The organism is Nocardia testacea NBRC 100365, assembly GCF_000308775.1.
GTDB lineage: Bacteria > Actinomycetota > Actinomycetes > Mycobacteriales > Mycobacteriaceae > Nocardia > Nocardia testacea.
This window is the reverse complement of record NZ_BAGJ01000272.1, coordinates 108,162-121,957: the sequence shown is the minus strand read 5'-3', so window position 1 is coordinate 121,957 and position 13,796 is coordinate 108,162. Positions and strand designations below refer to the sequence as shown.

Sequence of the window (13,796 nt, the reverse complement as noted above, 5' to 3'; positions counted from 1 at the left end):
ACCGGTCAGAACGCGCCGCCCGAGGCGGGTATCGACGCGCCGGTGATCCACCGGGCCTCCTGGGAGACGAGGAAGGCCACGATATCGGCGATATCGGTGGGTTCGCCGACCCTGCCCAGCGGGATGGACGCGGCGATCCGGTCGAGCTGCCCGACCCCCGCGGCGGCCAGCGCGTCGGTGCGAACGGCGCCGGGGAGCACGCTGTTGACCGTGATCGCGCGGGGGGCGAGTTCCCGGGCGAGTACCCGCACCAACTGTTCGGAGGCGGCTTTGCCGGCCGCGTAGAGCCCGGAGCCGGGCCGGTGGGTGAGGGTCGCGCCGGAGGACACCAGTACAACCCGTCCGCCGTCGCGCAACCGGTTCGCGGCCTCGCGCAAGACGTAGAAGGTGGCTTTCGTATTGATCGCGAACTGCTGATCGAAATCCTCGTCGGTGGCCTCGGCGAGGGGGGCGAAGCGGGCGATGCCGGCGTTGCTCACCACGATATCGATTCCGCCGAATGTCTGCTCGGCGGTGTCGAACAGGGTGCGGACCTGTCCGGAATCGGCGACATCCGACCGGACGGACAACGCACGGCCCCCGCCGGTTTCGATCGCGGTGACCACCTCCGCGGCGGCCGCATCGTCGGTTCGATAGTTGACCACGACCGCGGTGCCGGTACCACCGAGCCGCTGGGCTATTGCCCGGCCGATACCCCGGGAACCTCCGGTGACCACTGCGACGAGCACGATTCGCCTCCAAAAGTATTGGATATGGATAGTCGATATGCTCGACTAACTATCGTGCCGCGTCAACTGTTGATCATCTAAACTGCTGGACGTGGCAGTGAACGATCACGACCTGGTTGCCGCCCTCGGCGGGCTCTATCGTGAGGTCAACGCGTTCTACGGGGCGATAGCCCGCGAATTCGGGCTCACCGCACAGCAGATCGCCCTGCTCTGCCTGGTCCAGGCCCAGCACCCGACGTTCGGCGAACTCGCCGCGGCCCTCGGCTGCGACAAGACCAATATCACCGGCATGGTGGACCGGCTGGAACGCCGCGGTTACGTGGCGCGGCAACCGGATCCGGCCGACCGCCGGATCAGCCGCGTGGCGCCGACCGCCGCGGGCGTGGCGATCGGCGCGGATATCCAGGCGGCCATCGCCGGAAAACTCGCCGCCACCCTCCCGCATGTCGCGCGGATCGAACTCGCCACCGCCGCAACCGATCTGGTCACCGCCCTGGCCGACCGCGGCGGATCGCGCCAGGTGTAGTCGCCCGGGCGGTCGTGGCCGGGTGCCGTGAGCGGTTCCGAAGCTCGAGCCGCGCCGGCGACCGGCCCGGGAATGTGTAGAACCTGAGTGACCTTCGCTGTCACCGGTCCGGCAAAAGCATTTGTATAGAACGCTTTCTGCCGCGAAGGTTGTTCACTGTGACTACTCCTGCCGCTCCCCGCCTGTCCGAACCGGCCGCGCCGAGTATCCGTCCCTACCGCCCCGAGGACGAGGAGGCTGTGGTCGGGCTCTGGAGCCGCGCCGCCCGCATCGCCTATCCATTCATCCCGGACGAAGGTGCCGGGACGCGCGAGCGCAAGCTTCGGGAGATCTACCTCGTCCAAGCCGACAACTGGGTCGCCGAGACCCCCACCGGTGACGTGGTCGGGCTGTTGGGACTGCTCGGTGCCGAGATCGGCGGCCTGTTCGTCGACCCGGCGGCGCAGAAATCGGGCATCGGACGGCAGCTGGTCGCGCACGCTCTCCGTCTGCACGGCACAGTGACCCTCGACGTTTTCGAACTCAACACCGCAGCTCGCGCCTTCTACGCCCGCCTGGGTTTCCGCGAAATAGACCGTCACCCCGAAGCGGAAACGGGTTTTACCGCCATCACCCTCGAACTCACCGCCTGACGTCGCTTCCCCTCTCGACGGGCCCGGCGAATCCTGGACAGCGACTCGAGGAGTTATCGCCGTGCACCCGGAGCAGCGCCGGTGCCGGCCGTCACCTTCCCGGCTACCGGGAAGGACCCTGAAGGACTCCTGGCCGGTCCGGTTCAGTAGTGGAACATGTCACACGATGCGCTGTGTGATCGTTCGGGCAGTGGAGGGAGTCGATGGTGGGTCCGGAACGAATCGTGGTGGTCACCGGTGCCAGTCGCGGCGCGGGCAAGGGAATCGCTCTGGCCCTGGGGGAAACCGGGGCAAAAGTCTACGTCACCGGGCGGACGCGGAATGAAGGGGACGCACCGCTGCCGGGCACAGTGTTCGCGACCGCCGAGGAGATCACCCGCCGCGGCGGCCAAGGCGTGCCGGTCGTGCTCGACCATGGTGACGATGCGCAGGTAGAGACCTTTTTCGAAGGCCTTCGTGACGAACACGGCCGCCTCGACATCCTGGTCAACAACGCCTTGGCGGTGCCCGACGGCCTGACCGACAAGGGGCCGTTCTGGGAGAAGCCGCTGACGCTGCTCGACCTGTTGGACGTCGGTATGCGCTCGAGCTACGTCGCGAGCTACTACGCCGCACCGTTGCTGGTGGCCGATGGTGGGGGGCTGGTCGTGAACACTTCGTCGTTCGGCGGCACCTGCTACATGCACGGGCCCGCCTACGGTGCGGGCAAGGCGGCGGTGGACAAGATGGCGCACGATATGGCCGTCGATTTCCGTCCGTGGAATGTAGCGGTGGTCTCGATCTGGATGGGTCTGCTCATGACCGAACGTACGCTCGCCGGATTCACCGCGAATCCGGGCGCATACGACGGGCTCGCCGCGACCGCCGAGTCGCCGGAGTTCACCGGCCGCGTCATCGACGCCCTCGCGCGCGATCCGGAATTGATGAACCGTACCGGTCGGGTACTCATCGGTGCGGAGATCGCGCGGGAACTCGGCGTCGAGGACACGCGGGGACAGCGCCCACCGTCGCACCGCCCGTTCCTCGGTGACCCTCCGGTGTTCTCCGACGCGGTCATCGACTGATCGCGCTACCAACACAATTCGCTCATCACCGCGGACCCCGGCAGTGCCGGTCGGCCGCCGAGCCGGAAAGCAACGGCCCCGCGCGTTCTGGAGGAGGCTCTTCACGGGCCTTTCCGGGGACGGTCGAGTCCGGCAACGCGCAGCTGTTGTTGCAGTTCGTGGTCGTTCAAGGCGGCGAGATAGGTGTTGTAGGCCGTGGTCGCCGGATCGGTCTCGGCGATGACTCCTACGCGGTCGGGCAGCAACCCAGGGGGTCGCTCCCGTGCCGCGGAAACTTTCAGGTGTGCCGCCGCCGAGTCGGTGTCACCAGTGACGGATCGTTCCAGACGTCGGCGACCGCACGGGGCAACTACAGCCGGCGCCGCTACCCGGCCACCGGTTGCCGCGCGTAACGGCTCGCCGGTTTGGGCAGTCCGAAATGGTCGCGCAGGGTGGTGCCGCTGTACTCGGTCCGGAACAGCCCGCGCTGCCGCAGGATCGGGACCACTGTTTCGGCGAAGATTTCCAGGCCGCCGGGGTAGTAGGGCGGCATCACATTGAAACCGTCCGCGGCGCCGGAGCGGAACCACTCCTCGATGGTGTCGGCCACCTGCTCCGGGGTGCCCGCGAAGACCCGGTGCCCGCGCGCACCCGCCAGCCGGTGCAGCAGCCTGCGCAGGGTCGGCCGTTCCCGCTGCACGATCCCGGCCACCACCTGCCGCCGGCTCGCCGAATTGTCGGTGACATCGCCGGCGTCGGCGAACAATTCGACCGGTACCGGTTCGTCGAGTTCGAGATGCCGCAGTGATTCGTGGGCCAGCGATTCCAGCTGCTTTATGCCGTACTCGGGCACGGTGAGCTCGTTGAATTCCCGTTCCAGCTGTTCGGCCTCCGACTCGGTGCCCGCGATGAACGGGCTGATCCCGGGCAGGATCTTCACGTGGTCGGGTTCGCGGCCGAAATCGGCCGCCCGTTGCTTGATGTCCCGGTAGAACGCCTGCGCGTCGCCGAGCCGCTGATGCGCGGTGAAGATCGCCTCGGCGTACCGCCCGGCGAAGGCACGACCGTCGTTGGACGCTCCCGCCTGCACGAGGACCGGATATCCCTGGGGCGTGCGGGCCGAGTTGAACGGCCCGCGGACCCGTAGGTGTTCGCCGGCGAAATCGATGGGATGGATCTTGTCCGGGTCCGCGTACCGGCCGCCGGCCCGATCCAGCAGGATCGCGTCGTCCTCCCAGCTGTCCCACAGTGCGGTGACGGCGTCGACGAATTCCCGGGCCCGCGCGTAGCGCTCGGTGTGATCGGGATGGCGGTCCAGCCCGAAATTGGCCGCGGCCAGATCGGTGCCGGTGGTGACGATATTCCAGCCCGCCCGGCCGCCGGAGATATGGTCCAGCGAGGAGAACAGCCGGGCCAGATTGTAGGGCTCGTAGTAGGTGGTGGACGCCGTGGCGATCAGACCCAGATGCGTGGTCGCCGCGGCGATCGCGGTCAGCAGCGTGATGGGTTCCAGGCCGGGCGCGGCGTTGTAGGCCACATTGGTGCGCAGCGCCGGGCCGTCGGCGAAGAACACCGCGTCGAAGGTCGCGGCCTCGGCGGTCCGGGCGATCTCCTGGTAGTAGCGGACATCGTAGATCCGGTCGGGGCGGCTGGCCGGATGGCGCCAGGCCGCCTCGTGGTGCCCGGCGGGGTAGATGAACGCGTTGAGACTCAGCCGGCGTGGTTCGGTCATCGTGCATCGTCCTCGTACTGAGTGGGTTCGGTGGAGACACCGAGCGCGGCCAGAAGTCGTTCGCGGTAGTGCGCGACGGCGGGATCACCGTGCCGGCGCGGGCGGGCCTGCTCGATGGACAGGTCGACGGCGATGCGGCCCTCGTCGAGGACGAGCACTCGATCGGCGAGCAGCACCGCCTCGTCCACATCGTGCGTGACCAGTAGCACCGCCGGGCGGTGCCGGGCGCAGAGATCCTGTAGCAGTCCGTGCATCCGGATCCGGGTGAGCGCGTCCAGCGCGCCGAACGGTTCGTCGGCGAGCAGCAGGGCCGGTTCGCGGACCAGGGACCGGGCCAGCGCCACCCGCTGCTGTTCACCGCCGGACAGTTCGCGGGGCCACGCCTTCTCCCGGCCGGCCAGACCGACCTCCGCCAGTGCGTCCCGGCCGCGCTGCGCGGCGCCCGGACCGCTCAGGCCGAGCGTGACATTGTCGAGCACCCTGATCCACGGCAGCAACCGGGAATCCTGGAACACCACCGATCGCTCCCGGGGGACCGTGAGTTCCCCGTCGCCGGCGACATCGTGGTCCAGTTCGCCGAGTGCGCGCAGCAGGGTGCTCTTACCGGAACCACTACGGCCCAGCAGCGCCACGAACTCGCCTCGCGCGATATCCAGATCCACTCCGCGCAGTACGATCCGGTCGCCGAAACCGCGCCGCAGCGCGCGCACCCGGACGGTCAGTCCGACAGTGTCTGTCGCCATGCCAGCGCCCTCCTCTCCAGCGCGCGGACGGCCAGGTCACCGAACAGGCCCAGCAGGCCGTAGATCACCAGTCCGACCACGATCACATCGATCTGCCCGTAGGTGCGTGCCTGGGTCATCAGGTAGCCGATACCGCTGGTGGCGTTCACCTGCTCCACCACCACCAGGGCCAGCCACGAGATGGTGACCGCGAGCCGCAGCCCGGTGAAGAAACCCGGCAGGGAACCGGGCAGCGCGACCCGGCGGATGAAACCCCACCGGGACAGGCCGACCGTCTGCGCCAGCTCCACGTAGCGTGCGTCGACACCGCGCAGGGAGGCATGCGTGTTGATGTACACCGGCACCAGCACGCTGGCGGTGATGACGACGAGCTTCATCTCCTCGCCGATCCCGAACCACACGATGAACAACGGGATCAGCGCGAGGGTCGGAATGGAGCGTTTGATCTGCACCGGGCCGTCCACCAGGGCCTCGCCGATCCGGCTCAGGCCGGAGACCAGCGCGAGGACCACACCGATCGACACCCCGAGCACGAGACCGATCGCGGCCCGCTGCAATGAGGTGAGCAAATTGGATTGCAGAGTGCCCTCGGCGATCAGATCACCGGCGGTCCGGGCCACATCCCATGGCGCGGGTAGAGTCTCGGCATCGAGGGCGCCCGACAGCGAACCGATCACCCAGGCGGCCAGCAGCAGGACAGGCCCCAGGGCGAAACCGAACGGGATCGGCCGCCCGGGCCCGAGGCGGACCCGGCGCCCCGTCCGGGCGGACCGGGCCGGCGAGGCGAGCGGGGCGGACCCGGCCCGTGCGCCCGCGGAGATGTCCAAGGTGGCCACTACTGTGCCTCCCGTTCGAATCGTGCGCCCACCGCGGGCACGGTCTCGCTGATCACCTGGTCGAATCGGGTGTCGAAACCGTCCGCGGCCTCGACCTTGCGCGGCAACTGACCGGCCGAGTCGATGACATCGATGGTGGCCTGCTGCGCGTCGATCAGCTTCTGGTCCAGATGCGGGAAGGTGAACTCCCCGAGTGAATCGACGATCCGGCCGGCATCGTCGGCACTGAGCTTCTGATTCTCGATGTAGTAGGTCCGGGCCCATTCGTCCTGGTGTGTATTGGTCCAGTGGAACGACCGGACGAACGCGCCGACGAGGGCGCGCAGCGCGGCGGATTTCGCCGGATCCTGGGTCGCTTCCCGCCGGGAGTACAGATAGCCCAGGCCGTAATAGATACCGGTCGTTTCCGAATCGGCGATCACGGTCGCGCCGGGAGTCCGCAGGAACCGGGTCAGCCGCGGCTCGTTCAACGGCGCGATATCGACCTGTCCGGTGCGGACCGCGTCATTGAAATCGGCCAGCTGCAGCCGCACCAGCTCGACATCGGAGGTGGTCAGGCCGGCCTTGGCCAGCGCCCGCAAGACCGCCGCCTGCTGGGCGGTCCCCTCGGCGTAGGCGATCTTCTTACCCTTCAGGTCGGCCAGCCGGGTCGCCGTGACACCTGGTGCGACCGCCAGTTTGATCCCCGCCGGATCGGTCTGATAGGCGGCGATGATCGGTACATCCTGGCCGGCGGCGAGGGCGTGGATCGGCGGCACGTCGCCCACCGGCGCCACATCGGCAGCCCCCGCCCGGAACGCCTCCAGAATCTCCGGGCCGCCGATGAAATTCGCGAACTCCACCTTGAACGGCAATTTCTCCAGTTCACCGGAGGCGCGCAGCGCGGTCTGGAAACGCTCCTGCTGGTCGGCGACCACCAGGGTGGTGCCGGGTGGAACCTCGGTGGGCAGCGGTGTATCGAGCGCCGCGCCACCGGGGCCGTCACTGCTGTTGCACCCGGTCAGCGCCATCCCGGCAGCGGCGACGGCGAGAAGTATCGCGGCCGACCGGAGTCGGAAACGCGCGGCAAGAGAACGAGACTGGTGCATAGCGGCATTGAAACAACGCCGCGGTCACGAGGGAATGATTAATAAGACCGTGATCCGAACTGTGTCCGTCCGGCCGAACGGTCGAAGCGACCCTTGACCCAGCCGATGGATTACCTGCCCGGCCGCAGTCGGCCGCCGTGGGGCAGTTCCCAGGCGGCCGCTAACCGGGCGCCGGTGTGTGCGTCGGTGACATCACCGACGTAATACCACTCCATCCGCACTCGATCGGTTACGAGTTCGACCACGCCGTAGCCGTGGGAATCGAGCTCGGTGTAGTGGATGTGCCGGTTGAGTGCCCGCACCGACTCCTCGAGCGCGACCGAACCCGTGCGCGGCGGGGTCGGAAGCATATCCCCGATTCCGGTGGAGGTCACCGACGGGACCACGAATTCGGCTCCGGCAGTGGGGCCGCCGGGGTAGCGCGCGGCGTCGAGCGGGACGTCGGCGGCCCAGGAGCTGTGGATATCGCCGGTGAGGAAGACGACGTCGCCGACGCCGCGGTCGGTCAGGGCCCGGAGGAGGCGGCGGCGGTCGGCGGGGTACCCGTCCCACTGGTCGGTGTTGAGCACCACACCCTCGCGGGGGATACCGAACACTTCGGTGACCGCCGCGGTGGTCTCGGGGTCCAGCGGCGGGAACGCCAGCGGCGCGATCATGACCGAATTGCCGACCACCTGCCAGCGCGCGGAGCCGGAAACCAGTCCGGCGGTGAGCCATTCCATCTGGCGGGAGCCGGTCATCGTACGGGCCGGGTCGTCACCTTCCCGGGTGCCGAGCTCGGGTTGCCTGTCCCGGTAGCTGCGTAGATCCAGCATGGACAGTTCGGCGAGGGTACCGAACCGCAGCCGCCGATAGATCCGGGTCTCCCCGGCCGTGGTCTCCAGCCGGACCGGCATCCATTCCGCGTACGCGCGGATCGAAGCGGCGCGCCGCTCCACCCAGCTGCCCTCGGTCGCGGGGTCGTGGTTCTCCGCGCCGCCGGACCAGGCGTTGTTCGCGGATTCGTGGTCGTCCCAGGTGCAGATGAACGGCACCCGCGCGTGCAGGGCCATGAGGTCGGGGTCGGTTTTGTACTGGGCGTGCCGGATCCGGTAATCGGCGAGCGAGACGATCTCGTGCACCGGCTCGTGCTGCCGGACCGCCCCGGTGCGGCCGTCGAAGGATCCGGAGCGGTACTCGTAGAGGTAATCGCCCAGATGGACGACGGCGTCGAGGTCGTCGCGAGCGGCGAGGTGGCGGTAGGCGGCGAAGTAGCCCGCCTCCCAGTTGGCGCACGAGACCACACCGAAACGCAGGCGGGCCGGGGAGTCCGCATCGGCCGGGGCGGTACGGGTGCGGCCGACCGGCGATATCGCACCGAGAGCGTGGAACCGGTAGTGGTAATCGTGGGCGGGGCGCAGACCGCGCACGTCCACCTTCACCGTGTGATCGGATTCCGCGTCCGCGGTGCGCGACCCGGCGGCGACCACCGTGGTGAACAGGGCGTCCTCGGCGACCTCCCATCGGACGGTGGCCGGGGCACCGCCTCCCGACCCGGGCAGTGCGTGTGGACCGACGGTCACCCGGGTCCAGAGGACGACGCCGTCGGGCAGCGGGTCACCGGAGGCGACGCCGTGTCCGAACACCGGGCTCGCCGCGGCGGCGGGAGGTGCGGGTAGGGCGGCCGCCGCGGCGGTCACCGCCCCCGCACGCAGTACGGCCCGGCGGCCGAACGCTACCGGGCTCCCGAGGTTCGAAACACTGCCGTTTCCGCTCACGTTCTCCGATCACAGCCGATGGAGCGGGAATCGGCAAATCGAGAAGGCTTCAGGCCGCGTCGGCATCCCGGTTACGGAGTTCCAGGGTTACCCGGCGGACGAGATATCCGGCCGCCCACGGGGCGAATTCGCGGGCGATCCAGGCGCTGTGCCGGTCGTCGAGGCCGAGGAGGCGGCAGGCGTGCCGCAGGTCCTCGCGCATCCACAGGGTGTCGCGCTGGGTGGTGTCGCTCATGGCTGCTCCGGTGTGCCGAATGGGAAAGCGCGTTGTCCGGACATCGCTGTTGCGGTACCGGATGTTTCGCGAACCGGTCGGCCGGGCGGCACCGTCACCCGCGGAGGTCGGGATCCCCTTGTTTCGAATGCTTCGGCTTGCGGCGGTACTGCTTACCCGAGGGGATCGGCCGCGCGGCGTTCGACGTGCGCCGGGCGTGCCGGCGTCGCCAGCCGGTCAGATCCGGGCGTTCCCCGGGCGTTCGGGAGTCGGGTGGGGTCGGGGTTCGTGGTGGCACAGGGTAACCATCCGGATCGTTCGCGTGGCGCGCAACCGAAATATCGTCCTGCCGCCGTGGCGGCAGGACGGTCGGGACCGCGAGCGTGGTGTGGCCGGAACCGGGAGCGTGGCGGATGCGGAACCGCGAGCGCGGTCCCACGGTGGTTGACCCCGGGGGTGCCGGCGGGCATGGTGAGGCGATGGCCAGTGACGAGGTCCGCCGCGGGGTTCCGGTGACGAATCCTGATCAGCCGCTGTTCGACGGCGCCGAGGCGACCAAACGAGACCTGCTGGACTATCTGGAGGCGGTCGGCGAGCGTCTGGTGCGGGTATTGCGCGACCGCCCGCTGTCGGTCGTGCGCGTCCGGCCGGGGCAGGAGCCGTTCATGCAGAAGAACCTGCCGAAGTACACGCCCGAATGGGTCCGGCGGACGACGGTCTGGGCGGAGAGTTCGCGGCGCGAGATCTCCTATGCGCTGTGCGACGATATGCCGACCCTGCTCTGGTTCGGTAACCAGCGCGCCGTCGAATTCCATCCCACGCTGGTCACCTCCGATCCCGGGCCGGGGCCGACGCATCTCGTCCTCGACCTCGACCCCGCACCGGGGCAGACCTTCCGGCACGCGGCGGAGGCGGCACAGCTGATCCGGGTGGCGTTGACGGAGGCCGGCTTGACCGGTGTGGTGAAAACCAGCGGAGCCAAGGGGGCGCATGTGTTCGTGCCGATCGTGCCGGGTACCCGGCACGAGGACGCGGCCGCGGCGACGCGGGCGATCGCCGCGAGGGCCGAGCGCCTGGACCCCGGGTTCGCCACCACCGCGTTCATCAAGGAGGACCGCGGAGGCAAGGTCTTCCTCGACCCGACGCGTACCGGCGGCGCGACCGTCGTCGCGGCCTACAGTCCGCGTATCCGTCCCGGTGTTCCCGTATCGTTCCCGCTCGCCTGGTCCGAACTCGACGCGGTGACGCCGGCGGACTTCACGATGCGGACGGTGCCGGACCTGCTTGCCGATTCCGACCCGTGGGCCGCCGCCATGCCCGGACCGCAGGTGATTCCGGCCGATCTCATCGCCGAGGGCCATACCATCCCGATTCCCCGGGTCCAGGCGATGCACGAGGGCAAACGGCGGGCCCGCGCCCGCCGTGCCACCTGATGTCGCCGGTTGGCAGGCGGAGAACGGCGGTGGCGGAACCGGCCCATCGTCGCGTGGCCGATACCGGGTGACCGGCCGGGGTGCCCGTGCGAGGATCGATACGGGCGCAGCGGTATCCCGGTCCGCCGCCGCGAGTGGGTAGGACGACCGTATGTACTGGGTGGCGGGTGTTTTCGCGATCCTGCTGGCCGGGTGTGCCGACCGGTACGGGTATCACCGGGACGAGATGTACTTCCTGGCCGCGGGCCGGCGGCTCGACTGGGGATATGCCGACCAGCCGCCGCTGGTGCCGTTGCTGGCCCGGGCGATGGCCTTGATCGACGCGGATTCGCTGGTGGTCCTGCGACTCCCGGCGATCGTGGCGGCCACCGCGGTGGTCGTGTGCACCGGCTGGGCGGCTCGTGAACTGGGCGGCGACCGGGCAGCGCAGACCCTGGCCGCCGCGGCGGCGGCCTCCTCCGCGCTCCTGCTCGGCGGCGGTCATCAGCTCGGCACCGTGATCTTCGATCTGGCGGTGTGGTCGGCGCTGGTGGTGACGGTACTGCGGCTGCTGCGGCCGGAATCGGATCGGCGCTGGTGGTTGCTCGTCGGTGCGCTGGCGGGGATCGGCTTGCAGAACAAGACACTGCTGGCGTTACCGCTACTGGTTCTCGCCTGCGCACTTCTGCTGCTGGGCCCCCGAGAGGTTTTCCGCACCAAATATTTTCCGGCCGCGCTCGTGCTCGCCGCGGTGATCTGGGCGCCGAATCTGTGGTGGCAGGCGCGCAACGGGCTGCCGCAGGTCGAATTGAGCCGGGCCATCGCGGGCGGTTCGTCGGGCACCTCGGACGGCCCGGCCGCCTTCGTCTTGCTGCAGTTCGGCCTGATGGGACCGCTGATGGTGGTGCTGTGGGGCGCGGGTCTGTGGTGGCTGGCCCGGAATCGGTACCGCGCCTTCGCGCTCGCCTACGCCCTGCTGTTCGTGGCCTATCCGGCCGCCGGCGGCAAGGCCTACTACCTGGGCGGGATGTACCCGGTACTGCTGGCCGCGGGCGCCACCGCACTGGCAACCGTGCTGACCCGCACCCGTTCGCGCCGCGCCGCGACGGCGGCGGTTGTTGCGCTGAACGCGGTCGTATCGGCGGTCTTGTTCCTGCCGGTTCTTCCCGTGACCGCACTGCGCGATTCGCCGGTCCTCGCCCTGAACTACGACGCCGGCGAAACGGTCGGCTGGCCGCGGTTCACCGACCGGATCGCGGAGGCCAGAGCCCGGCTGGCACCGGACGCGGAAATACTCACGGCCAACTACGGCGAAGCCGCGGCCATCGAGCGTTTCGGCGCTCCGTACGGCCTCCCGGTCCCGCACAGTGGCCACAATGCCTATTGGTGGTGGGGGCCACCGGCCGATTCCCGCCCGATCCTCACCGTCGGCCTCACCCGCGCGGAAGTCGCGCGTTTCTGTGCCGATTCCGCGCCCGAGGCGGCGGGCCGGTTCGACAACGGGCTCGGAATCGACAACGACGAGCAAGGAGCGGCGTTGTATGTGTGCCGTACCGTCCGCGCGCCCTGGACGCAGCTGTGGCCCGCGCAGCGGCAGCTGGGTTAGCCCTCCCGCCGTTCCGGGGCGGTGTGGACTTCGGAGCGCACCGGCTCGGATTCGCGGGTCCGGCGCGTGCGCACGAGCTGGGCGGCGCCCACCAGCAGACCGAGTCCGAGCAGGACCAGTCCGCGTAGCCACACCGCACCGTCGATCCGCGTGAACAGGAAGAGACAGGACGCCAGCCCGAGCCAGGGCACCACGGTCGGGACCCGGAAACCATCGGCTCCCTCGGGTTCCCGGCGCAGCAGGAGTACGGCCGCGTTGACTGCCGTGAACACGACCAGCAGGAGCAGGACCAGTGTTTCGGCGAGCGCGGCGATTTCGCCGGTCAGCGCCAGCAGCAGCGAGACCGCCGTGGTCGCGAGTACGGCCACCCAGGGGGTCCGGCGGCCCGGGAGCAGCCGGGCCAGGACTCCGGGCAGCAGACCGTCGCGGGCCATCCCGTAGGCGAGGCGGGAGGCCATGATGCCGGTCAGCAGTGCGCCGTTGGCGACCGCCACCAGCGCGATCACCGCGAACAGGCGTTCGGGTACCCCGCCGGCCACCCGGACCACCTCCAGCAACGGACCGCTCGACTCCGCCAGGACCTCGGTGGGAACGACTGCCCCGGCCACCAGTCCGAGCAGCATGTACACCAGGCCCGCGGTCAGTAGTGCGCCGAACAGTGCCCGCGGGTAGGCCCGGCGCGGATCCCGCACCTCCTCGGCCAGGTTCACCGACGTCTCGAACCCGACGAACGAGTAGTAGGCCAGGACCGCGCCCGCGAGGGTGGCTCCGACCGCGCCGTGCTCGGCGGTGCCCAATTCGACCAGCCGTCCCGGCTCGCCGTCGCCGCGGACGAGAACCCAGGCACCGAGACCGATGACCAGGAGCAGACCGCCGACCTCGACCGCCGTGGCGACCACATTCGCGCCGAGCGACTCCCGGATACCGCGAATATTGAGCAGTGCGAGTGCGCCCAGGAACAGGACGACGACGGCCGCGGTGGGCAGGGTGATCAGTTCGGCCAGATAATCCGAGGCGAAACCGCGCGCCAGCGCACCGACCGAGACCACGCCCGCCGCGAGCATGCAGAAACCGATGAAGGCGCCCGCGGCCGGGCCGAGGGCCCGGGTCGCGTAGTGCGCCGAACCGCCCGCCCGTGGAAACCGGGTGGCCAGTTCCGCATAGGAGCCCGCGGTGAGACACGCCAGGACCAGCGCGGTGAGCAGCGGCACCCATATCGCCCCACCCGACTGCGCGGCGATCTCGCCGATCAGTACATACACCCCGGCGCCCAAAATGTCACCGAGCACGAAGAAGTACAGCAGATGGGTGGGCACGGTGCGCCGCAAAGTCGTCGCCATAGCGCCCGTATACCCGCGGCACACCGCTCTCACCAGTGGTTTCGCCGACCCGGGCGCGCCCGGTGGGTTTGCCGGTCCCGCGATCGGGAAGACATGCCGCATGACGACGGTGTGTACCCGGATCCCGGCCCGCCTCGAT

The 13,796-nt window shown here is 69.4% G+C and carries 14 protein-coding genes; 5 read left to right on the top strand and 9 right to left on the bottom strand.

All coding sequences use genetic code 11. The annotated features are described in order from the left end of the window. Positions 1 to 5 precede the first annotated feature (5 nt). Complete coding sequence (locus ON38_RS32005; RefSeq protein ID WP_039828927.1) at positions 6 to 728, bottom strand: SDR family oxidoreductase; 723 nt, start codon at positions 726 to 728, stop codon at positions 6 to 8. Between the two features lie 91 nt (positions 729 to 819). Between ON38_RS32005 and ON38_RS32000 the strand changes: the two genes are divergently transcribed. From ON38_RS32000 to ON38_RS31990, 3 genes are all read left to right on the top strand, one after another. Beyond that, the gene (locus ON38_RS32000; RefSeq protein WP_083873270.1) at positions 820 to 1,254 is read left to right on the top strand and encodes a MarR family winged helix-turn-helix transcriptional regulator; all 435 of its coding nucleotides are present in this window, start codon (positions 820 to 822) and stop codon (positions 1,252 to 1,254) included. A 158-nt stretch (positions 1,255 to 1,412) separates the two neighbouring features. Next, entirely contained in the window at positions 1,413 to 1,886 is a 474-nt protein-coding gene (locus ON38_RS31995) for a GNAT family N-acetyltransferase (protein ID WP_245564472.1), read from the top strand. A gap of 203 nt (positions 1,887 to 2,089) precedes the next feature. Further along, entirely contained in the window at positions 2,090 to 2,950 is an 861-nt protein-coding gene (locus ON38_RS31990) for an SDR family NAD(P)-dependent oxidoreductase (RefSeq protein ID WP_039828923.1), read from the top strand. A 101-nt stretch (positions 2,951 to 3,051) separates the two neighbouring features. Here ON38_RS31990 and ON38_RS36550 read toward each other — a convergent pair whose 3' ends face one another. From ON38_RS36550 to ON38_RS31960, 7 genes are all read right to left on the bottom strand, one after another. Then, the gene (locus ON38_RS36550; RefSeq protein WP_157182029.1) at positions 3,052 to 3,195 is read right to left on the bottom strand and encodes a hypothetical protein; all 144 of its coding nucleotides are present in this window, start codon (positions 3,193 to 3,195) and stop codon (positions 3,052 to 3,054) included. A gap of 119 nt (positions 3,196 to 3,314) precedes the next feature. After that, entirely contained in the window at positions 3,315 to 4,661 is a 1,347-nt protein-coding gene (locus tag ON38_RS31985) for an LLM class flavin-dependent oxidoreductase (protein ID WP_039828921.1), read from the bottom strand. Further along, complete coding sequence (locus tag ON38_RS31980; RefSeq protein WP_083873269.1) at positions 4,658 to 5,404, bottom strand: ABC transporter ATP-binding protein; 747 nt, start codon at positions 5,402 to 5,404, stop codon at positions 4,658 to 4,660. Before ON38_RS31980 ends, ON38_RS31985 begins: the two co-directional genes overlap by 4 nt. Continuing rightward, on the bottom strand, positions 5,380 to 6,240 hold the full coding sequence (locus ON38_RS31975; protein WP_083873268.1) for an ABC transporter permease: 861 nt from the start codon (positions 6,238 to 6,240) through the stop codon (positions 5,380 to 5,382). The genes ON38_RS31980 and ON38_RS31975 overlap by 25 nt, the downstream gene beginning before the upstream one ends. Continuing rightward, positions 6,240 to 7,328 (bottom strand): ABC transporter substrate-binding protein, encoded by a 1,089-nt coding sequence (locus ON38_RS31970; protein WP_083873267.1) that lies wholly within the window; start codon positions 7,326 to 7,328, stop codon positions 6,240 to 6,242. The genes ON38_RS31975 and ON38_RS31970 overlap by 1 nt, the downstream gene beginning before the upstream one ends. A gap of 110 nt (positions 7,329 to 7,438) precedes the next feature. Continuing rightward, positions 7,439 to 9,085 carry an alkaline phosphatase D family protein gene (locus ON38_RS31965; protein ID WP_051165547.1) on the bottom strand — a complete coding sequence of 549 codons (1,647 nt, stop codon included), beginning with the start codon at positions 9,083 to 9,085 and terminating at the stop codon, positions 7,439 to 7,441. Positions 9,086 to 9,134: 49 nt separating this feature from the next. Further along, complete coding sequence (locus ON38_RS31960; protein ID WP_039828917.1) at positions 9,135 to 9,320, bottom strand: hypothetical protein; 186 nt, start codon at positions 9,318 to 9,320, stop codon at positions 9,135 to 9,137. A 458-nt stretch (positions 9,321 to 9,778) separates the two neighbouring features. Between ON38_RS31960 and ON38_RS31955 the strand changes: the two genes are divergently transcribed. Beyond that, positions 9,779 to 10,732 carry a DNA polymerase domain-containing protein gene (locus ON38_RS31955; RefSeq protein ID WP_039829013.1) on the top strand — a complete coding sequence of 318 codons (954 nt, stop codon included), beginning with the start codon at positions 9,779 to 9,781 and terminating at the stop codon, positions 10,730 to 10,732. 151 nt (positions 10,733 to 10,883) lie between these two features. Beyond that, entirely contained in the window at positions 10,884 to 12,317 is a 1,434-nt protein-coding gene (locus ON38_RS31950; RefSeq protein ID WP_039828916.1) for a glycosyltransferase family 39 protein, read from the top strand. Here the strand turns inward: ON38_RS31950 and ON38_RS31945 are convergent. Further along, complete coding sequence (locus tag ON38_RS31945) at positions 12,314 to 13,657, bottom strand: APC family permease (RefSeq protein ID WP_051165546.1); 1,344 nt, start codon at positions 13,655 to 13,657, stop codon at positions 12,314 to 12,316. The genes ON38_RS31950 and ON38_RS31945 overlap by 4 nt on opposite strands. Positions 13,658 to 13,796 lie beyond the last annotated feature (139 nt).